We start from the raw sequence: 18,610 nt of genomic DNA, 5'->3' as shown, positions 1-18,610 counted from the left end.
AGCCCGACCTAATCAGCCTGCTCGACAAAATAGCTGAGATGCCATTCAAGCTCGTTGTCGTCGATCGGATAGTCCTTGCCATCCTTGGCATTCAGAAGCTGTGCTTTGGGCACCAAGGCGAACTTTGTCTGAAGTTCATAGGCCGTGCGCATTGAAAGCTTCGCTTTCCAGGCCAGTGCCGTCACGGCCCTGCCGCTCTTGGAATTAACAATCTGGCGTACGGTTTTTGCCGGGATATCAGCCATTACGGCAAGGCATTGCATTAAAAGCTCTCGCCGGTTTTCCTCGATCTGGTCATGGACGAATTTGTCATCCAGCGCGCCCTTTTCGAAATACTCCATGGCCTGCTTCGCCAGCTTGTCCTCTTCTTCATCGCCGACGCGTTCACTGTGCAGCCGGTCTCGCACTCTCTCCAGGAGCTCTTCCGCCTGTTCTTCAGGCAGTTCCGCCTGCTCCATCATGGCGTGAACAAGGGCTGAAGCCACAAAACCAGCGATCCGCTTCATCGCCCGGATCGACAGTTGCGGGCGCAGCGCCACCGGCGCGTGCAGGTCTTCCACTGTCTTGGCGTGATCGATAATCTGGTCCAGCGTGTCTTCGCGGATCTGCGCGTTTGGGTTGGTCAGGAGCGTGGAAATTGCTGGCACATCCAACGTGGCCGCAATGTCCTGGGAAATCTCTTCGCTGACCAAGGCTCGGCTGGCAATGGACTTCAGCGCCCCACCAGACACACCAGCCGCAATGATCTCACGCAGGTCATCATCGTTCAGAAGGGGCGAATACTGGAGGATCGGCCCACAGACAATCTCTTCAACATCGCGCGCCAGCCTGTCGACAATGGCCTTCGGCACGCTGTCTGCGCTCTTGATCTCTTCCGCCACATAGGCCCGCACCTTCGGCAGCTGGTCAGCCGCCAGGGCTTCCAGCACCTTGATGGCCTTTTCCCTGAGGGCGGTCTGTTCGCCCGGCTTGAGGCCCGGTATCAGCCGGCCGATCTTACGGGCGAGTTCTGAACGGACTTCTTCATCCTCATCGCTCGTCAACTTCTCTGCAGCCTGGATCGGCGTGGACGGGTTCTGGGCAATCGCCCGGCGAATTTCTGGCGATGCATCCTCGGCTAGAAAATAGAGCACTTCTGGCCGGGCATCTGTGCGGTTCGCAAGGGCCTGCTTTTGCCCCTCAGACCCGGTCTCCAGAATCCTTTGCTCGTCTTCCTTGGTCAGCGTTTCGGGCAACGCTTTATCTTTATCGGACTTGCCCCCAAGCAATGCCTTCAATTTACCCAGCATCAGTCTTCCTCTTCCCCCGCCGCGGTATCACCCGGGGCCTCGCTTGTCGGTGCAATAGCCACATGGCCACGCCCCGCTTCTTTAACTTCATACAGAACCGCATCGGCGCGATCGGCCAATTTCTCGAACGTCAAATCCACCCCCGCAACCGATGGGCAAACTCCGATCGATGCATTCAGCCGCAGACCGTCTCCGCCGATCTCACTCCGAATGGCAGGCATGGCCGCGATCAGGCTTTCGGCCTTCTTGGCCGCAACGTCGCTATCCATATCCTCCAGCCAGAGGATGAATTCATCACCGCCATAGCGCCCCGCAAAATCGCACGGCCTGATCATGGCCTGCATATGCTTGGCGACACCCTTGAGCGCCTGATCACCCGCCCGGTGCCCCAGTGTGTCGTTGACTTCCTTGAAATGGTCCAGATCAATAAAAACCAGACAGCCTGAAAGGCCTGTGCGGCACTGGTGCTTAAGGCGCCGTTCCACCGCTTCCAGAAGCGCACGACGGTTCATCAGCCCGGTCAGCTCGTCCTTGCTGGACAGGCGGTAAAGTGTGTCGATGAGTTCCGCCTTGCCAAACGCCGCTGTCAGCACTTCAACGACACCGCTCAAAAGCTCCACTTCAAGGTCCGACCAAGGGCTGACTTTCGTATCCCGGCTGACAATCATCATGCCGAGGCTCTTGTCCCCCCGCTGCATCCTGAGCGCAAGATGCTGGCGCTCTCCCGTGCTTTCAAATGGCAACACATGGTCTTCAGCTGCAACCAGGCTGGCCCAGATGGAGTCCATATCCAGTATTTCCTGATAGCTGCCGACGATGGAACTGGGCACGAGGCCTTCTTCATAATGCATCGCTGCCCATACCATATCGGCTCGCAGCACTTCCTGAAGTGCGGCCGACGCACTGTCGAACAGGTCATCGGCGCTTTCAGCCGTATTCAGGATGCGGGTGATCCGCTGCAAAAGCATGAACCGCAGGCCGTCCTGCTTTGTCTTTCGGGCGGCCATATAGCGGTCTGTCATGTCGCGGCACGTGCCCCGAAGGCCGGTCTGCTCACCGCGTTCATTTACAAGCGGATGCACATTGAAATGCAGCCAGCGACGGCTATCGCCTTCAAACAGAGCCGGGACATTATCAAACTGCGCCTCGCGCTTTGCTGTGAAAGGATTGCGTACAGGTGCCTCGCCATCCGGCCAGAAAATGCGCGTGGCGTTCCGGCCAAGCCACTGTTCCGTATCCTGCCCGAACGCTTCGTGAGGCGACACAAAGCGGAACCTGTAGTTTTCATCAAGCTCGAAAGACAAATCGACCGCGCCGTCCAAAAGCTCCTTCAGCATGGTGCGGCTTTTCAGAAGCGCTTCGGTCACTTTGTCGGGCAGAGTTGTATCGCGCGTCACCACCACGACCTCATTGCCCTGCGGCACGGCCACCAGCCAGTAGGTTGAGCCCTTACCGTCCTCGATGCGGGCGTCCGTTGGCAGGCCGGATGTCAGTGCTTCATGAACCGTGTGATGCAGCGGACCCTCATCTTGCTGCCACAAGGCCACTAGCGGGCCCGCAGACGGGCTTTGGTCCAGCACATCTCCACCTGCCGCAACGCGGAAGGCGCTGGACTTCGACCGGCTCAAACTGCCTGAAATACCTGCCATTTTCTTCAGTGGCGCCACATTTTCCCTTTCGCTTCCAGCTCCAGATTGCCTGAAATCTGGCCCCCTGTCATAAAAACTATGTTGCTTGCGGTTAATCTAGCTTTAATGACAATTATTGCAGTATCATATGCACCATGTTGGATTTTAAAAAGCAAAGCTTTCACCCCACCTTCGACACCCCGCGCGATGCCTGGGTTTTCGATCTTGATAACACGCTTTATGCGGCGGAATGCAACCTGTTCAGCCAGATCGACCAGAAGATCGGCGAATATGTGCAGACGCTTCTTGGCCTGAACGCCGAGGACGCCCGCAAGGTACAGAAACAGTATCTGCTGGAACACGGCACCACGCTGAAGGGCCTGATGGCGCACCATTCGGTGGACCCATACCATTATCTGGACAGCGTGCATGATATCGACTTCGCACCGATTGAGCGCGACGATCATCTGCGCGATGCCATCACCCGGCTGGATGGCCGCAGGGTGGTATTCACCAATGCAGACGCGAAATACGCCGCCAAGGTGCTGGACCGCCTTGGTATTGACGACCTGTTCGAAGATATCTTCGACATTCACGAAGCGGACCTGGAGCCCAAACCGAAACCGCAAGTGTACGACAAGTTCGTCGCCAAATACGACATTGACCCCAAGCGCGCCGTGATGTTTGAAGACATGGCCCGCAACCTTGTGCCAGCGCACGCCATGGGCATGGCCACGGTGTGGATCAACACAGGCAATATCTGGGGCAAGGCAGACCACGACCCGGAAACCGTGCATGCGGAAACCGGCAATCTGGCAACCTGGCTGCACGCTTTTTTAAACCGGTAGGTTAGGAATTCTAGGGCGGCCAGCCTGTTCCCGCGATTGACTTGAGGGGCGCGGACGCTATTGTTCTTGCGATTTTTGTGAACGACCTTAAGCCCAAGGAACCGCACCCATGAGCCAACTGGAAACCATCATCAACGACGCGTTCGACAATCGCGACCAGGCCTCTGCCGCAACCACCGGCGAAATCCGCGACGCTGTCGAAGCCGCGCTGAACCTGCTCGACAGTGGCGAAGCCCGCGTGGCCAGCAAGGAAAGTGGCGAATGGGTGGTGAACCAGTGGCTGAAGAAAGCCGTGCTGCTGTCGTTCCGCCTCAATGACATGGAAACCATCGCCGGCGGCCCGGGTGAAAATACCAACTGGTGGGACAAGGTGCCCTCCAAGTTCGAAGGCTGGGGTGAAAACCGCTTCCGCGACGCAGGCTTCCGCGCCGTGCCGGGCGCCATCGTGCGCCGCTCTGCCTTTATCGGCAAGGGTGCAGTACTAATGCCGTCGTTCGTGAACCTGGGCGCCTATGTGGACGAAGGCACCATGGTTGACACCTGGGCCACCGTGGGCAGCTGTGCCCAGATTGGCAAGAATGTGCATATCTCAGGCGGCGCAGGTATTGGCGGCGTGCTGGAGCCCCTGCAGGCAGGCCCGGTGATTATCGAAGACAACTGTTTCATCGGCGCGCGCTCCGAAGTGGCGGAAGGTGTGGTTATTGAGGAAGGCGCTGTCCTTTCCATGGGCGTGTTCATCGGCGCATCCACCAAGATTGTTGACCGCAACACCGGCGAAGTGTTCATGGGCCGCGTTCCGGCCTATAGTGTTGTGGTGCCTGGCACGCTGCCGGGCAAACCGCTTCCAGACGGCACACCGGGCCCCAATCTGGCCTGCGCCGTAATCGTGAAACGGGTGGATGAGCGCACGCGATCCAAAACCTCGGTGAACGAGTTGTTGAGAGACTAACCCATGGCAGGCCTTGACCCCATTACCCTCAGCCAGGAACTGATCCGCCTTGAAAGCGTGACCCCAGACAAGGGCGACGCGCTGGATCTGCTTGCAAGCTACCTGACCGAGATGGGCTTCAAGTGCGAAAAACTGGTGTTCGAGGAAGAAGGCTATGCCCCTGTCCCGAACCTCTATGCCCGGCTAGGGAGTGAGGCCCCGAACTTCTGCTTTGCCGGTCACACAGATGTGGTTCCCGTGGGTGCGAAGGACCATTGGTCAGTTGACCCCTTCACTGCTGAAGTGCGCGACGGCCAGCTATATGGCCGCGGCGCCTCTGACATGAAATCCGCCATCGCCGCCTTCGTGGTTGCGGTTGAGCGCCGCCTTGCCAAGGGAACGCCGAAAGGCTCGATCTCGCTTCTGATCACAGGCGATGAGGAAGGCGACGCGGTCAATGGCACCAAAAAGGTGCTGGACTGGATGCGCGAGCGCAACGAGCAGATAGACATGTGCCTGGTGGGCGAGCCCACCAACCCGACGGAGATGGGCCAGATGATCAAGATAGGCCGCCGCGGCAGCCTGCACGGCATCGTGACGGTCAAGGGCACGCAGGGCCATGTGGCCTACCCGCATGTGGCCAAGAACCCGATCCCGGATATGGTCAAGCTGCTGGCCACGCTGGATGGCCCACTTGATGACGGGAACGACCGCTTTCAGCCCTCTAACCTTGAGATCGTGAATGTTCACGTGGGCAACGAAAGCCACAATGTGATCCCCGCCGAGGCCAAGGCGCGCTTCAACGTGCGTTTCAATAATGAATTCACCCCCGAAGCCCTGCGCGCGGAACTAACCCGCCGCATGGATGGCGCGGGTGTGGATTATGAGATCGACTGGTGGCTCAGTGGCGACAGCTTCCTGACACCCGCGGGGCCGCTTTCGGACGCCGTGCAGGAAGCCGCAAGCGCCCGGCTTGGTGTAACGCCCGAGCTATCGACCACCGGCGGCACATCGGACGCCCGCTTCATCAAGGACATGTGCCCTGTGGTGGAATTCGGCCTTGTCGGTGCCACCATGCACAAGATCGACGAGCATGTGGCCGTAGCCGACATCGAAGCGCTGACCGACATCTATGAAGACGTGATCAACCGCCTGCTGGGCTAAAACCCCACCTAAATTCTTTCTAGTTTTGATGCTCGCACTGGAAGAGTATTTTCAATCTCAAGCGGATGAGAATATTCCCGAGTGACGATGGTTGGCCGCCCAACTCGGCCTTCCGATTTGCGATGATAGGTGGGGATATTCCCCTTAGAGAGACGTTTCACACTCCCGAGCCCCTGGCTGACGCCTGGGCTCCCCTCGGGGTCTGTTGCCAAAGCGCGCAGGCCCCGACCCTCTTTTTGGGGGATTTGCTGTACCTTAAGCGCCTTCGGAGCGCAGGCCAGCAATATTGGCTTCCCAGTTAGCGCCGTCAAAATCAGCGACATCAATGTCCGTAACCGTCGTTTTGTCGATACAGTTGAGGTTGACCGACCAGCCGTCCGGATGGCTGCGGGGCACGTAAAAGCTTTTGACACCGCAGGTTTTGCAAAAGAGGTGCTGCGCAGTGCCTGTATTGAAACGGTAGTCAGTCAGGTTGTCCGCGCCTGATGTGATGCGGAATTCGTCCTTTGTTGCAAACACATGGATGAAGCCTGTCATGCTGCAGATGCTGCAGTTGCAGCGCTTTCCCTTGAGTGTTGCCGGGGCTGTCAGTTCAAACGTCACTGCGCCGCAGTGGCAGCCGCCCTTGTGCTTCACATGGTCTGTCATCAGCTTATACTCCCTCGGGCACGCAGCGCTGCCGCCAGCGTACCATCATCCAGATAATCCAACTCGCCGCCCACGGGCACGCCGTGCGCCAGCGCCGTAACCTTTACCCCGCTACCCGACAGCCGCTCCGCCAGATAGTGGCTGGTGGTCTGCCCGTCTACTGTGGCGTTAAGCGCCAGGATCACCTCCTGCACTTCGCCTGTTTGAACGCGGTCAATCAGTGGGGTGATATTCAACTCGTCTGGGCCCACACCATCGAGTGCCGAAAGTGTGCCGCCCAAAACATGATAAAGCCCCTTGAAGGTCTCGGACCGGTCAAGCGCCCAAAGGTCGGCGACATCCTCAACCACGCACACCAGGCTGCGGTCACGCCGCGTGTCTTCACACACATGGCAGGGATTGTGGGTATCGATATTGCCGCAGGTATCGCAGATGACAATCTTGTCCGCCACCATGTGAAGGGCGTCCGCGAGCGGCTTCATCACGGTGTCGCGTTTCTTGAGAAGCTGCAGCGTGGACCGCCGTGCAGACCGTGGCCCAAGACCGGGCAGCCTGGCCAGGAGCTGGATAAGCGTATCAATTTCACTGCCGTGGGAACGGGGCATCTATTGGCCTTTCAAAAACTCTTCCACCAGCTTTTTGCGGAATTTCCGGTCGCGTTTCAAGTGCCATTCCCGGCTCATGGCCTCGCCGCGTGTTTTAAACTCTTCTGTATGCAAAACCACCCACTCTCGCCCGCGGGTGGATTTGGCACCGGTGCCCGCGTTGTGGGACGCAAGCCGCGCCTCCACATCCCTGGTCCAGCCCACATAGGTGCGAGCCTTGCCGTCCTTCACGCTCCCGAGGACATAAACGAAGCAGGGATACTCAAAGCCCGCGCAGGTCATTCTGGCTATCAATATCGATTTTGAAGCAATAGTCACCGGCAGGGTGCCGCCAGTCCACGTCATATATCAATCCATACATTGGCCGGTCGCCTTCAAGGGTGGACAAAGAAAATGTAGCGCAAAGCTCAAACGAAGTCTCGCCGATAGAATGATACTGATAGCTTCTCCCCGAAACAGGATCGGCAGACAGCTTGACGCGGTCATCTCGTTCCTTCAGGGCAACCAAAGTTTCCGGCAAGGCCTTTTCGCCCCGATAAAAAACACGCACCGATTGGGCAAGCTGCTGCAAGTGCTGCACCCGCTTTTGATCCATTTTCACCAGCTTCATTTCAGAAGGCGAGCGCACCAGCACGGTGCCAACAATGACCAACAAAAGGGTCAGGGCTGCTGCAATGCCCAGGAACAGTTTAGCGGACGAACTAGGCTGCATCACCAGCCTCCGCATCTTCAACCGCCTTGATTGACCGAAAATAGTAGAGAAGAACACCACCGGACACGCCAGCAACCACAGCCACCTTCAACAAAAACCGCATCGTCGCGGCGCCGTCCAGAAAGTGGTAAATAAGGGCTACCAGATCACCAAGCGCCGTCATCCCGGCCAGAAACAAGGTCAGATAGGTCAGCCACTGTCGGCCGCTGGACATGGGGCAATTAGGGTCCTGCTTTGTGCGCTGCTCTGCTTTCCATGCAGCGATGAGGTAAGCTGGAACGAAAACAATCGACCAAGCGACCCAGTAGCGAATATTGCCTTCGATATAATCGGCATTCATGGAATTGGACGCATCTGGAATAGTGAAATCAAGGATATTGAAGAACAGGAAAATGATGCCCCAGCTCGCCAGATAAAGGGCGCAGAAATGGAACAGGTAGAAAACTGTGTCCCGCGCGGCCAGTGAATAATGCTTGCTTGGAACGGGAACCGGAAAATCCATCGGGGCGAAAGCGGCCAGGGCCTTTTTGATCTCGCCTTTGTCCCAGCCTGCAGCTTCAAGGGCAGTCGCTATATCCTCGCGGCCTTGGCCTTTCCCGAGCGCCTTTTCGACAAATTGCAGAAGATTTTGATTGGTTGCCATGTCATTCCCCCATCACTGACAATCACGCTGTCGCTAACGATAGGGGGAAAAAGCCGGCTTTTTCAAGGCAACAAATTACGGGCCTTGCCGTCTTTCACACTACCAAGAATGTAAGTGAAGCTTTTGTCCGCCATGACACCTACCGGGTTGCAACAATGCTATAATGGATTACCGCATCGTAACTTGCCGCCTCAAACCCCGGATGGTGCTGTTTTAGATAGCCCTTTATTTGCTCGGCAGCAACAAGTTCACTACGGCAGGCCTCTCCAATCCAAGTGACCTTGGCCATCAGTGCGTTAGCGAGTATAAGCGCATTTGCGATGGACTCCTTGCTGGCATCCGGATAGACCTCAAAGAAATCTGACGCTTGGAGTTCTCGGGCGGCATAATCATGCCTGTCTGCCTCAACATTGGCCATCAGGATACCATCTTGCGGTGTCAATAGCGCAATCTGGCTTTTTAAAGTCTCGGGCAAGGAAGTCGACGATTTGGCTTCAAACGGATCCAGAATCCAAGCGCGCTGGCGGACTTTTTTTTCAGCCTTTCCCAAAGCCAAAAGTTTCTGACGGTCTTGATCTTGTCTGATAGCCCACAAAACTGCTGGTATCTTCGCGAGCAGATAGCCCGCAACAAAGACGATCACTAATATTGTGAAATGCTGCTCGATCAGATGTGTAAACACATGTTCCTCTATAACGGCATCTTGAAGCTGGTCAGTAGGTGAAGCATCTCGCTGGATCATGACACAACGTGAAGATTTTCACCTTTGGTATATACGCGAAACCAAACCTGCTCCAATAGCTCAAGCTCGGCTGCCTGCTTCAACTTTTCAATCGTTTCCAGAGCCTCAGCTGGATTTTCGAAATCTATCTGCTCGCGTTTGCCAGCGCTAAAGACGTCATATTCCCACCACTTGCTTTCAAGCAGCGGCTCAATCAACTCTTCATCCACCCGGTATTTGATCACTCGCGCTGGATTTCCGCCAACTATGGCATAAGGGGGAACATCTTTGGTCACCACAGACCCTGCAGCGACGATGGCGCCTGTGCCAATTTTAATCCCGCCAGGGACCAACACATGTGCACCAATCCATACATCGTCCCCGATGAAGGTATCTTCCGGCTTGCTGTCGAAATCATTACTCTCTTGAGACAATTTCGGTGAGATTTTTTCCGGCGCGTAAGTAGCTGCGGACGTCGTCAGCCAGCCCACAGGATGACGAGACATCCCGATTTCCACTTGGTGCCCGATAGAGCAATAACGCCCCATTCGTACCCTGACCACTACTGCCTGCGGGCTTATTGAACTGAATTTACCGATCTGAACCGACTGGATACGGCGTGCGTTCCAAATACGGGCTTCAGGCTCAAACTTGAGAGGCCCCGTCAGACGAAACCCCGAAGACCGCAACTGATATCGCTCTTCAAGTGTCTTGGCGGCCGTTGTGCTAATTTGCATCGGGTAACATCCAACTTTCAGAAAGGCATCTTGAAACCGGGTGGCAGGTCCAGGCCGCCGGTGAGGTCTTTCATCTTCTCTGCCGCTGCGTCAGCCACTTTGGTTTTGGCCTGGTTGTGCGCTGCGACAATCAGGTCCTCGACCACTTCCTTGTCTTCACTTGAGAAGATCGACGGGTCGAGCGACACGGATTTCATATCGCCCTTGCCCGTCAGCACCACTTTCACCATGCCGGCGCCCGCCGTGCCTTCGACCTCAACATGGTCAAGTTCGGCCTGCATGTCGCCCATCCGGGCCTGCATTTCCTGGGCTTTCTTTAGCATTTCGGAAAGATTTTTCATTGTTGTTTGCTCCTTGCGGCTGGCGCGACATCCCCAACCGTGTCCTGTTCTCGTCGCTTATCTTGCGGCCCGCCCTTCATCAACGGCGGAGCCTTGTACTCGTCGCTATCATCTATAGTGCGCTAAAAATCGAATTCGCTGGCGTCGTCATCGAAACTGATGCCTTCCATCGCGTCATCCGCCAGATCGGCTTCAAGCTCTTCTTCAGTGCGGCTGTCGCGCACGGCCAACAATTCGGCGTCTGGGAAGGTCGACAACAGCGCCTTCACTATCGGCTCCGCCATGGCTTCGTCACGACGCTTCTTGTCGCGGCGGATTTCCTTGGTGCGGATCGTGTCGTCACCTTCCACCTCTTTGGTGATGGTGATCTGCCAATCAACGCCGGTCCAGGCCTTCAGGCACTGTTTGGTACGCATGATAAAATCAGGCGGTGTCTGGCGCGTGGTGTTGAAGCTGACCCGACCAGGCTTATAGTCCACCAGCCGCACATGGTCCTTCAGCACGACCGCAAGCGTGGGTTCGCGCTCGGCTTCAAAAAGCGCCACCAGCTTCTCGAAATCAACCGGCATCGGATGCATTGGGTGGTCGCCCGACTGGTCCTGCCTCAGCGCCACAACCTGCGCGCTCTGCATATTGGCCGTTGGGCCGCCCTGCGCGCCGGCCTGGACCTGCTGGCCGCCAATGGCGGTCACGTTGCCTGCTCCTGGTCCGCCACCACCGGCAGGTGCAGCGCCACCAGCCGCGGGCGTACCGCCACCGTTCTGCAATTGCTTCACCAGGTCGGCCGGGGCCGGAAGGTTGGCAGCATAGGCCAGTCGAATGAGAACCATCTCAGCCGCCGCAATCGGGCTTGGGGCAACCTTCACCTCGCCCACACCCTTCAAGAGCATCTGCCACGCGCGGGTCAGGTGCGGCATGCCAAGCGTTTCAGCCATGGCGCCACCCTGTTTTCGTTCCGCTTCCGAAACAAGAGTATCTGTGCCGGTATCCGGCGTCACCTTGAGGCGGGTCAGCCAGTGGGTAACTTCCAGAAGGTCATTCAGCACAACAGCCGGGTCAGCGCCGGAGTCATACTGGGACCTAAGCGTGGTAAGGGCTTCCTTGATCTCGCCTTTCATCACCTGCTCAAACAGGTCCAGCACCTGGGCGCGGTCCGCGAGGCCAAGCATATCGCGGACTTGGCTTTCCGACACCTCACCACCGCCGTGGGCGATGGCTTGGTCCAGAAGCGACAGGCTGTCACGCACCGAGCCTTCGGCGGCTCGCGCAATAAGCTTCAGCGCGCCCTCGTCTGCCTTCGCGCCTTCCTTTTCCACAAGCTTCGCCAGATGCGCGATCAGCGTTTCGGCTTCCACCCGCTTCAGGTCAAAGCGCTGACAGCGGGAAAGAACCGTCACAGGCAGCTTGCGGATCTCCGTGGTGGCGAAGATGAACTTCACATGCTCAGGCGGTTCTTCAAGCGTCTTAAGAAGTGCGTTGAAGGCGTTTTTCGACAGCATGTGCACTTCGTCGATGATGTAAATCTTGTAGCGCGCGGACACCGGCGCATAGCGCACGCTTTCGATAATCTCGCGGATATCGTCCACGCCTGTACGCGACGCGGCATCCATCTCGAGCACGTCAACGTGGCGCGATTCGGCAATGGACTTACAGTTTTCGCATTTGCCGCATGGGTTGATGGTGGGGCCGTCGTGGGCTGTACAGTTGAGCGCCTTGGCGATGATCCGCGCCGTGGTGGTTTTACCCACACCGCGAACGCCCGTCAGCACGAAAGCGTGCGCCAGGCGGCCTGTATCGATGGCGTTCGAAAGCGTCCGCACCATGGCTTCCTGCCCAATCAGGCTGTCGAAATCCGACGGCCGGTATTTACGGGCCAGAACCTGATATTCAGTCTTTGGTGCGCTATCGCTCATAAAGCCTCATCCCTGTAATACTGAGGGCATATGACTAGCAGGTCTGGAAGCGGGGGAAAAGGCTTTAGCATGGGTGTTGCAGGCAAAAAAAATGAACCCGCAAATTCCTTGCGCGTTCATCTTGATCCCCTGAAAGGGTGGGAGGGCCAATGCGACCCATGCCTAACTCGTTACGGCTGCTTCCTTTCGGACCTGACCGGGTTGGCGAGCGGAATGTCCGCCGGCTCTCCCGGGGGTGTATATGGCGATTCTTGAAGTGACTTGCAAGAGTAATGTGTCCGCCCTAGGTAATGGGTTGTCTAATTTGGGAGCTTTTTATGGCGCTTTCGCCCGTACCGACCGCTTTTTCCGGCAATCCGCTTGACCGTGCCGAGCACATGAGGGAAGACCCGGAAATATTCGGCACCTGCATGGACCGGGACGATGCCCGAGTCGTGCTGTTCGCCGCGGAAGGTGCGCGGGATGAGGACAGTAGCAGCTTCCTGCCGCGCAATGACTATTGGATTTTGACAGAACCGGCCGGCGACATCGCCTGGCAAAAACCCTCTGCGATCCGCCTGCTGCCCGCACAGAACACCATCTTTCTTGGCCTTACCGCTGAGGGTGCGCCCCGTTATGCCATCCTGCTTGATGGCACAACTGATGATTTCACCCCATTTTTCGAGCCACAGGGCGCCAAGTTTCGTGATGGCCGCAATGTCGCTCACAAACTGACCGATCCGGTGGGTGAACCACATCCTTCGCTGGGGATCGTCGCGCAGGCCAAGAGCATGCTGATGTGGCATGAAAGCCACCGTTTCTGCGCCAAATGCGGCGTGGAAAGCGAATTGATCAAAGCGGGCTACGAACGTGAATGCCCGGCTTGTCACGCCCATCATTTTCCGCGCACGGACCCCGTGGTGATCATGCTGGTGCGGCGCGGCGACATGGCACTTGTGGGGCGTGGCAAAGGCTGGCCCGAAGGCAATTTTTCTGCGCTCGCGGGTTTCATGGAGCCGGGCGAAAGTATGGAAGAAGCCGTTGCGCGGGAAGTTTTTGAGGAAGTCGGCCTGAAGACTGTGAGCGTGCGCTATGTCACCAGCCAGCCATGGCCCTGGCCATCGACCCTGATGATCGGTGTGGAAGCCTGGGTGGAAGAAGGCGAAATCAGCCTTCAAGAGGCTGAGATCGCCGAAGCGCTCTGGATTTCTAAAGACGATGTCCGTGCAAGCCAGAAAGGTGAAAGCGCCTACCGATTGGTACCGCCACCCTTTGCAATTGCGCATAACCTTGTTAAAGCGTGGCTGGAAGAGTAACGTCAGCCATGGGTGGCTGACCCGATTTTAGCAAAGCTGGACCTCTGTGATGGATCTTTCCCGCATACAAAATCTATTGCTGGACTATTGGAAAGACTGGCACGCCAACCATGGCGGCTTGCCCGCGCGCAGAGATCTGGACGTGCGCACTGTCGGCAAATATCTGCCGCATGTTGTCATCTTTGACATCCTTGATGACCCGCTCGACTTTCATTATCGCCTTGTGGGCACCGAAGTTCGCGCCCATACGCACGGCGACTATACAGGCATGAAACTGAGCGAGATGGAAGGCAAGGGCCCCGGCAGCAAGATTTGGGAATTTCTGGACACCGTGCGCACCAGCAAGGAACCGCTTTTCCGCGAAGTGCCCTATGTCGGGCCGCAAAAGGCCTTCCTGCGCTCCACGCTTCTTTTCCTGCCACTTGCGAACGACCACCAGACACCGGACAAAATTTTGCTGGTGAGCAACTTCATTTCCAAGACTGCCTGACCACCCAAGGGGGTGAAGCTCGGCCAGCCCCGGGTCCCAGCCGCTATTGCGGTCGTTCGTCTTCGCGCATGTTCGTGTTAGGCACACCTTTGGACCCGGCGTAAAACACCAGGACTTCCAGGTCCGCATTACCTGTATTGCAGCCCTCATGCGCGACATGCTGCGCTTCGATCAGCATATCGCCGGCCTTGAACAGCTTCACCTCACCCGTGGCGTAAGTGACGGTCAGCTCCCCTGATTTCACCAGCCCGAAGGTGGGCACCGGGTGGCTATGCCAGCCGTTGCATTCCCCGGGCTTCTGCACCACGTCAACACCTGTGATCTCTGCCTGCCCTTCCGGGTAACCGATCTTGTTCCCCAGAACGTCTTCTGTGCCCTTCAGCTTCACATCCGCCCCCGCTATTGCAGGTCCAGCAACAAACATGCTGACCGCAAGGGCCATTGCCGTGGTTTTCATGGCAGTCTCCTTAAGCGGCGAAACCATCCATCGCGGTCGCCATCTGGAAATCAAGGGTTGTGACACCGTCGGCGTCGTGCGTGGTCATCTTCACCTCAACCCGGTTATAGACATTGAACCATTCAGGGTGATGGTCCATTTTTTCGGCCAGAAGAGCAGCACGATTCATGAAGCCCCAGGCTTCGGAAAAATCGGCAAACTGAAAAGTCTTCTTGATGGCTTTCTCATCCGCATCATAGACCCAGCCGGAAACTGTAGCCAGGGCTGCATCGCGTTCGGCGTCTGTCATCTTTGTTGGTCTGTCACTCATTTTACTGTCCCTTCTTCAATAACTCATCCACCAGGGGCGGCATCAGTTCGCCTGCCATGCCGTGGCGGCATTCTTCAAAATAGCTGACGCCCGCGCTGGGCTCCAGGTTGACTTCAATTGTATGTGCGTGCCCGATCCGCCGCACCTCTGCCACAAAGCCGGCCGCCGGATAGACATTGCCGCTGGTCCCAACCGATATGAACAGGTCGCAGGCCCTGAGGCGCGTATAAATCAGGTCCATATGGTATGGCATCTCGCCGAACCAGACGATGTCGGGCCGAAGTCCGGGTGCAGCGCCACATGATGGGCAGGGTGTTGCCTGCGTGCAATCGGTCGTCCAATCATGGCGCATGCCGCAGTGCACGCACCTGACCCGGCAGAGTTCGCCGTGCATATGGATCACACCCTCTGCTCCGCCGCGCTCGTGCAGGTTATCGACATTCTGGGTCACCACCGTCACGCGGCCATCCAGCTCCTTTTGGAGACGGGCGATGGCCTTGTGAGCATCATTGGGCTGAACAGTAGGCAGCTGAGCGCGCCTAAGGTTATAGAAGCGCTGCACCAGCTTGGGGTCACGCGCGAAGGCTTCAGGTGTGGCCACATCTTCCACCCGGTGTTCTTCCCACAGCCCGTCATTGTCGCGAAAGGTGCGCACGCCGGATTCGGCGGAAACACCCGCCCCGGTCAGTATGACGATGTCCCTGTATGGCCCCATGCGCTCTTTCTCTCCCCGTCAAGATACGCTACTGGTTAACAAGGGATACTTATAGGCAAAAGCGGCGCGGGAGCAAATCCAGATGGTGAAAGTTTTGTTTGTTTGCATGGGGAACATCTGCCGGTCCCCGATGGCGGAAGGTGCGTTCCGTGCTGCCGTCGACAAAGCGGGGCTTTCAGACCGCATCACAATCGACAGCGCCGGCACCATCAGCTATCACGCTGGCAACCCGCCCGACCGTCGCGCCCAGGCCACCGCGAAAAAGAACGGCATCGATATTTCCGGCCAGCGGGCACGACAGGTGCGCGACGACGACTTCCACACCTTCGACCATATCCTGGTGATGGACCACGACAACCTGCAGAACCTGATGGACCGCGCAGCACCTGAACACCAGGGCCGGATCGAGCTGTTCATGAGCTACGCGCCCGACCACCCTTATGAAGAAATGCCAGACCCATACTATGGTGAAGTGAACCAGTTCGACCTGTGCTTTGAGGCAGCAGCGGAAGCTGCCGCGGGCCTTCTTGAAGCCATCAAAGCGCGACACCTTTAGACGCGCCATGGCTTCCCCGCTCGCACAGAAACTCGCGAAAGCACTTGGTAGCCCCGTGACGGCCTCAAAACCCATGCGCGGCGGCGACATCGCCGATGTCTCCTGCCTGACACTGGGGGACGGACGCAAGGTAGTGGCCAAGCGCCCACGCGCCGATCAGGGTGACACCACCAAGCTTGAAGCCATGATGCTGAAGCATCTTCGGGCCGCGAGCGATCTGCCGGTACCGGACGTGTTGTTCCAGGAAGCCGGCATATTGGTGATCAGCCATATAGACCACAAGGGCATCATTGACCCGCGCGCGGCGGCTGAGGATGTGGCAAAGCACGTGTCGGCACTTCACCGCGTGATAGACACAGGCAAGAAGCCCTATGGCTTCAAGGCGGACACCGTGATCGGCCCCTTGCCGCAGAAGAACACGCTATGCGCAGACTGGATCACTTTTTTCCGTGACAACCGCCTCTTGGCCATGGCGCGGTCATGCCTCAACACCAGCCGCATTGACGCAGCCTTCATGAAAAGGGTTGAGGCGCTGGCCGTCAAACTGCCAGACCTAATCCCTGCCGACCCCGGCGCTAGCCTGCTGCATGGTGACCTGTGGGCCGGGAACATGCTGATTGATGGTGACCGTGCCGCTGGCTTTATCGACCCCGCCATATCCTATGGCCACCGCGAAATGGACCTGGCCTTCATTCAGCTGATGGGCGGAATGGACCCGGCTTTCTTCGATGCTTATCACGCGCATTTCGCCATCGAGCCCGGCTTTATGGAAGAACGCACGGCGCTCTATCAGCTATGGCCGCTTCTGGTCCACGTACGGCTGTTCGGTGGCGGGTACGTTCACCAAACAGCCAACATTCTGGAGCGCTTCGGCGTTTAAGCTTCCTGTGGGCCAGCCACGCCGTCTTCCACCACATATCGCTTGAAACTGCTGGCCTCCAGGTCCGGCTTCAGCACATCGTTAACCACGCGCAAGTCGGCTGTGAATGTGTCCTTTGTCAGGTCGCACAGGGTATAACCACGGTGCCTGCCTTCATAGAGCTTGATATGCGGGTTTTCCGGCAAGGACCTGACGTTTTTCGGCCAATGGCTGTTGCCGCTTGTAATCGAGGTTGCGACAAATTCACTGGCCAGTGTTTTCGATGCCGGGTCGCTGAAGTCCTGCTTCACGTCACACACGTAGGACGCATGCACATCGCCGCCGATAATGATCGGGTTTGAGACGGGCCGTTGTTCGATCAGGTCAAGCACCTTGTCGCGCGAGGCCACATAGCCGTCCCAATATTCGCTGCCAATCAGCTCGCCCTCGCCCAACTGATAGTCATGCTTGGAAAACAGCATGCCCTGGGCCATCACATTCCACTTCGCCCCGGACCGGCCATACCCCCAGCCCAGCCACTTTTCCTGGGCCTCGCCCAGAATAGTGCGATTGGGGTCAAACCGCTCCGCGCAATTCACCTGCTGCCAACCCCCGTCTTCCGGTGTCTGGCACGGCTGGTCTGACCTGTACTGGCGCGTATCCAGCATGCTGATTTCCATCAGGTCACCGAAATTGACCCGCTGATAGAGATGCATATCGGGCCCTGCCGGCGTGGCTGCCCGGCGCAGCGGCAAATGCTCAAAATAGGCTTTATAGGCAGCCGCCCTTCGGATCAGGAAGGTGCGCGGGTCTTCATAAAGCGCATCCTGGTCTGCGGCATAATCATTGGCGACTTCATGATCATCCCATGTCAGCAGCCAGCTTGTATGGGCATGGGCGGCCTGCAGGTCTGTATCAAGCTTATAGGCCGCATGCAGCGCGCGATAGTCATCAAGCGATCGGGCCAGCATCGTCGGCACATGCCGCAATATCGGGTCATAGGAGTGCTCATAGATATAGTCGCCCAGATGCACGATCAGGTCGACATCCTGCGCGATCATATCGCGGTATGCCTTGAAATAACCGACAGTGTAATTCTGGCAGGAGGCAAAAGCAAAACGGTAGCAGTCTGTTGGTGCCATGAAGGCTGGCGTGGTGCGGCCCCGCCCCACCGGGCTGACCTCATCCCCCGCCATGAAGCGGTAAAAGTATGGCCTGCCCGGCTCCAGCCCCGTTACATCCACATGCACCGCGTGCGCATTTTCAGGGTAAGCAATGGCGCTTCCCTGTCGCACCACTTTCCTGAACCGGTCATCCACAGCCACTTCATAGCGCACAGGGACCGGGTCGCCGCCCACAGCCATCGCGTCAAGCGGGTTGGGGGCCAACCGTGTCCAGATCACAAAACCCGTGGGAAGCGGGTCGCCCGATGCCACGCCCAATGTGAAGGGATAGCTGGCAAAACGAGGTTTACCCGTCAACCATGCTGGCGTAGCCAAGAGCGGTTTCGAAAATGCCGCCAAGCCAAGAAGGCTAGCCCCCCGCAAAATCTGACGCCGTGAAAAATTGCCCATGAAAGCCCCCTTCTGGAAAATCTTGTCTGAACAGTCAGGATTACGCGGCGAGTGTCACAGATTTATGACCAAATGGGAAGCAATCGCGTCACGCAAAGTTGAGATGATGTCACTGGCTGCATGGTCCTGACCGCCTATGATTTGAATGGGGCAGGCATAAAGGCATAAAGCGAGGAC

The 18,610-nt window shown here is 57.4% G+C and carries 22 protein-coding genes and 1 other RNA gene; 7 read left to right on the top strand and 16 right to left on the bottom strand.

Going from position 1 to position 18,610, the window contains the following annotated elements:
• Nucleotides 1–8: 8 nt before the first annotated feature.
• Together ACFO5Q_RS13380 and ACFO5Q_RS13375 are read right to left on the bottom strand one after the other, a co-directional pair.
• Nucleotides 9–1,289, bottom strand: coding sequence for a DUF2336 domain-containing protein (locus ACFO5Q_RS13380; RefSeq protein ID WP_068143439.1), 1,281 nt, complete (start codon nt 1,287–1,289; stop codon nt 9–11).
• Nucleotides 1,289–2,956, bottom strand: coding sequence for a sensor domain-containing diguanylate cyclase (locus ACFO5Q_RS13375; RefSeq protein ID WP_068143438.1), 1,668 nt, complete (start codon nt 2,954–2,956; stop codon nt 1,289–1,291). Before ACFO5Q_RS13375 ends, ACFO5Q_RS13380 begins: the two co-directional genes overlap by 1 nt.
• A 116-nt stretch (nt 2,957–3,072) precedes the next feature.
• On the opposite strand from ACFO5Q_RS13375, the gene ACFO5Q_RS13370 reads away from it, so the two are divergent.
• The 3 genes from ACFO5Q_RS13370 (at nt 3,073) to dapE (ending at nt 5,857) form a co-directional block, all read left to right on the top strand.
• Complete coding sequence (locus tag ACFO5Q_RS13370; RefSeq protein WP_068143436.1) at nt 3,073–3,765, top strand: pyrimidine 5'-nucleotidase; 693 nt, start codon at nt 3,073–3,075, stop codon at nt 3,763–3,765.
• 109 nt (nt 3,766–3,874) lie between these two features.
• Complete coding sequence (gene dapD / locus ACFO5Q_RS13365; protein ID WP_068143434.1) at nt 3,875–4,714, top strand: 2,3,4,5-tetrahydropyridine-2,6-dicarboxylate N-succinyltransferase; 840 nt, start codon at nt 3,875–3,877, stop codon at nt 4,712–4,714.
• A gap of 3 nt (nt 4,715–4,717) precedes the next feature.
• Nucleotides 4,718–5,857: a succinyl-diaminopimelate desuccinylase gene (dapE, locus tag ACFO5Q_RS13360; RefSeq protein ID WP_068143433.1), complete on the top strand. Its 1,140-nt coding sequence runs from the start codon at nt 4,718–4,720 to the stop codon at nt 5,855–5,857.
• Between the two features lie 255 nt (nt 5,858–6,112).
• Here the strand turns inward: dapE and ACFO5Q_RS13355 are convergent, their stop codons facing one another.
• The 10 genes from ACFO5Q_RS13355 to ffs all read right to left on the bottom strand — a co-directional run bounded on the left by ACFO5Q_RS13355 (nt 6,113) and on the right by ffs (nt 12,409).
• Nucleotides 6,113–6,505 (bottom strand): GFA family protein, encoded by a 393-nt coding sequence (locus ACFO5Q_RS13355; protein WP_068143431.1) that lies wholly within the window; start codon nt 6,503–6,505, stop codon nt 6,113–6,115.
• Nucleotides 6,505–7,110, bottom strand: a complete 606-nt coding sequence (gene recR / locus ACFO5Q_RS13350; protein WP_068143430.1) for a recombination mediator RecR — start codon at nt 7,108–7,110, stop codon at nt 6,505–6,507. Before recR ends, ACFO5Q_RS13355 begins: the two co-directional genes overlap by 1 nt.
• Nucleotides 7,111–7,392, bottom strand: a complete 282-nt coding sequence (locus tag ACFO5Q_RS13345) for a GIY-YIG nuclease family protein (RefSeq protein ID WP_068143428.1) — start codon at nt 7,390–7,392, stop codon at nt 7,111–7,113. It abuts the gene before it with no gap.
• Complete coding sequence (locus tag ACFO5Q_RS13340) at nt 7,373–7,822, bottom strand: hypothetical protein (protein ID WP_068143425.1); 450 nt, start codon at nt 7,820–7,822, stop codon at nt 7,373–7,375. The genes ACFO5Q_RS13345 and ACFO5Q_RS13340 overlap by 20 nt, the downstream gene beginning before the upstream one ends.
• The gene (locus ACFO5Q_RS13335; RefSeq protein ID WP_068143422.1) at nt 7,812–8,465 is read right to left on the bottom strand and encodes a DUF5671 domain-containing protein; all 654 of its coding nucleotides are present in this window, start codon (nt 8,463–8,465) and stop codon (nt 7,812–7,814) included. The genes ACFO5Q_RS13340 and ACFO5Q_RS13335 overlap by 11 nt, the downstream gene beginning before the upstream one ends.
• Before the next feature lie 139 nt (nt 8,466–8,604).
• Complete coding sequence (locus ACFO5Q_RS13330; RefSeq protein WP_156431842.1) at nt 8,605–9,147, bottom strand: hypothetical protein; 543 nt, start codon at nt 9,145–9,147, stop codon at nt 8,605–8,607.
• A gap of 56 nt (nt 9,148–9,203) precedes the next feature.
• Nucleotides 9,204–9,923 (bottom strand): CatB-related O-acetyltransferase, encoded by a 720-nt coding sequence (locus ACFO5Q_RS13325; RefSeq protein WP_082719643.1) that lies wholly within the window; start codon nt 9,921–9,923, stop codon nt 9,204–9,206.
• A gap of 17 nt (nt 9,924–9,940) precedes the next feature.
• Entirely contained in the window at nt 9,941–10,264 is a 324-nt protein-coding gene (locus tag ACFO5Q_RS13320) for a YbaB/EbfC family nucleoid-associated protein (protein ID WP_068143416.1), read from the bottom strand.
• Nucleotides 10,265–10,386: 122 nt separating this feature from the next.
• A complete protein-coding gene (locus ACFO5Q_RS13315) occupies nt 10,387–12,177 on the bottom strand; it encodes a DNA polymerase III subunit gamma/tau (protein WP_068143414.1) in 1,791 nt (596 codons plus the stop codon).
• A gap of 135 nt (nt 12,178–12,312) precedes the next feature.
• Nucleotides 12,313–12,409: signal recognition particle sRNA small type (gene ffs / locus ACFO5Q_RS13310), an RNA gene on the bottom strand.
• Nucleotides 12,410–12,494: 85 nt separating this feature from the next.
• On the opposite strand from ffs, the gene nudC reads away from it, so the two are divergent.
• Together nudC and ACFO5Q_RS13300 are read left to right on the top strand one after the other, a co-directional pair.
• The gene (nudC, locus tag ACFO5Q_RS13305; RefSeq protein ID WP_068143412.1) at nt 12,495–13,472 is read left to right on the top strand and encodes an NAD(+) diphosphatase; all 978 of its coding nucleotides are present in this window, start codon (nt 12,495–12,497) and stop codon (nt 13,470–13,472) included.
• A gap of 49 nt (nt 13,473–13,521) precedes the next feature.
• A complete protein-coding gene (locus tag ACFO5Q_RS13300; RefSeq protein WP_068143410.1) occupies nt 13,522–13,962 on the top strand; it encodes a PAS domain-containing protein in 441 nt (146 codons plus the stop codon).
• Nucleotides 13,963–14,005: 43 nt separating this feature from the next.
• On the opposite strand, the gene ACFO5Q_RS13295 is transcribed toward ACFO5Q_RS13300, so the two are convergent.
• From ACFO5Q_RS13295 to cobB, 3 genes are read right to left on the bottom strand one after another with little or no spacing between them, the layout of a single operon-like run.
• A complete protein-coding gene (locus tag ACFO5Q_RS13295; protein WP_068143408.1) occupies nt 14,006–14,419 on the bottom strand; it encodes a cupin domain-containing protein in 414 nt (137 codons plus the stop codon).
• A 10-nt stretch (nt 14,420–14,429) separates the two neighbouring features.
• A complete protein-coding gene (locus ACFO5Q_RS13290; protein WP_068143405.1) occupies nt 14,430–14,729 on the bottom strand; it encodes a 4a-hydroxytetrahydrobiopterin dehydratase in 300 nt (99 codons plus the stop codon).
• 1 nt (nt 14,730) lies between these two features.
• Nucleotides 14,731–15,444, bottom strand: coding sequence for a Sir2 family NAD+-dependent deacetylase (cobB, locus tag ACFO5Q_RS13285; protein ID WP_068143403.1), 714 nt, complete (start codon nt 15,442–15,444; stop codon nt 14,731–14,733).
• 82 nt (nt 15,445–15,526) lie between these two features.
• Between cobB and ACFO5Q_RS13280 the strand changes: the two genes are divergently transcribed.
• Nucleotides 15,527–16,000, top strand: coding sequence for a low molecular weight protein-tyrosine-phosphatase (locus tag ACFO5Q_RS13280; RefSeq protein ID WP_068143402.1), 474 nt, complete (start codon nt 15,527–15,529; stop codon nt 15,998–16,000).
• Nucleotides 16,001–16,007: 7 nt separating this feature from the next.
• A complete protein-coding gene (locus ACFO5Q_RS13275; RefSeq protein ID WP_082719641.1) occupies nt 16,008–16,880 on the top strand; it encodes a fructosamine kinase family protein in 873 nt (290 codons plus the stop codon).
• Here the strand turns inward: ACFO5Q_RS13275 and ACFO5Q_RS13270 are convergent.
• A complete protein-coding gene (locus tag ACFO5Q_RS13270) occupies nt 16,877–18,433 on the bottom strand; it encodes an alkaline phosphatase D family protein (RefSeq protein WP_068143399.1) in 1,557 nt (518 codons plus the stop codon). The genes ACFO5Q_RS13275 and ACFO5Q_RS13270 overlap by 4 nt on opposite strands.
• Nucleotides 18,434–18,610 lie beyond the last annotated feature (177 nt).

This window comes from Kordiimonas lipolytica, from assembly GCF_042651265.1.
Lineage (GTDB): Bacteria > Pseudomonadota > Alphaproteobacteria > Sphingomonadales > Kordiimonadaceae > Kordiimonas > Kordiimonas lipolytica.
Note: the sequence above shows the minus strand (reverse complement) of the source record. Positions and strands in the feature narration are given on the sequence as shown.

Coding starts and splice junctions, on each gene's coding strand:
- ACFO5Q_RS13380 (WP_068143439.1), bottom strand. CDS start 1,289: ATGCTGGGTAAATTGAAGGCATTGCTTGGGGGCAAGTCCGATAAAGAT.
- ACFO5Q_RS13370 (WP_068143436.1), top strand. CDS start 3,073: ATGTTGGATTTTAAAAAGCAAAGCTTTCACCCCACCTTCGACACCCCG.
- dapD (WP_068143434.1), top strand. CDS start 3,875: ATGAGCCAACTGGAAACCATCATCAACGACGCGTTCGACAATCGCGAC.
- dapE (WP_068143433.1), top strand. CDS start 4,718: ATGGCAGGCCTTGACCCCATTACCCTCAGCCAGGAACTGATCCGCCTT.
- ACFO5Q_RS13355 (WP_068143431.1), bottom strand. CDS start 6,505: ATGACAGACCATGTGAAGCACAAGGGCGGCTGCCACTGCGGCGCAGTG.
- recR (WP_068143430.1), bottom strand. CDS start 7,110: ATGCCCCGTTCCCACGGCAGTGAAATTGATACGCTTATCCAGCTCCTG.
- ACFO5Q_RS13345 (WP_068143428.1), bottom strand. CDS start 7,392: ATGACCTGCGCGGGCTTTGAGTATCCCTGCTTCGTTTATGTCCTCGGG.
- ACFO5Q_RS13340 (WP_068143425.1), bottom strand. CDS start 7,822: ATGCAGCCTAGTTCGTCCGCTAAACTGTTCCTGGGCATTGCAGCAGCC.
- ACFO5Q_RS13335 (WP_068143422.1), bottom strand. CDS start 8,465: ATGGCAACCAATCAAAATCTTCTGCAATTTGTCGAAAAGGCGCTCGGG.
- ACFO5Q_RS13325 (WP_082719643.1), bottom strand. CDS start 9,923: ATGCAAATTAGCACAACGGCCGCCAAGACACTTGAAGAGCGATATCAG.
- ACFO5Q_RS13320 (WP_068143416.1), bottom strand. CDS start 10,264: ATGAAAAATCTTTCCGAAATGCTAAAGAAAGCCCAGGAAATGCAGGCC.
- ACFO5Q_RS13315 (WP_068143414.1), bottom strand. CDS start 12,177: ATGAGCGATAGCGCACCAAAGACTGAATATCAGGTTCTGGCCCGTAAA.
- nudC (WP_068143412.1), top strand. CDS start 12,495: ATGGCGCTTTCGCCCGTACCGACCGCTTTTTCCGGCAATCCGCTTGAC.
- ACFO5Q_RS13300 (WP_068143410.1), top strand. CDS start 13,522: ATGGATCTTTCCCGCATACAAAATCTATTGCTGGACTATTGGAAAGAC.
- ACFO5Q_RS13295 (WP_068143408.1), bottom strand. CDS start 14,419: ATGAAAACCACGGCAATGGCCCTTGCGGTCAGCATGTTTGTTGCTGGA.
- ACFO5Q_RS13290 (WP_068143405.1), bottom strand. CDS start 14,729: ATGAGTGACAGACCAACAAAGATGACAGACGCCGAACGCGATGCAGCC.
- cobB (WP_068143403.1), bottom strand. CDS start 15,444: ATGGGGCCATACAGGGACATCGTCATACTGACCGGGGCGGGTGTTTCC.
- ACFO5Q_RS13280 (WP_068143402.1), top strand. CDS start 15,527: ATGGTGAAAGTTTTGTTTGTTTGCATGGGGAACATCTGCCGGTCCCCG.
- ACFO5Q_RS13275 (WP_082719641.1), top strand. CDS start 16,008: ATGGCTTCCCCGCTCGCACAGAAACTCGCGAAAGCACTTGGTAGCCCC.
- ACFO5Q_RS13270 (WP_068143399.1), bottom strand. CDS start 18,433: ATGGGCAATTTTTCACGGCGTCAGATTTTGCGGGGGGCTAGCCTTCTT.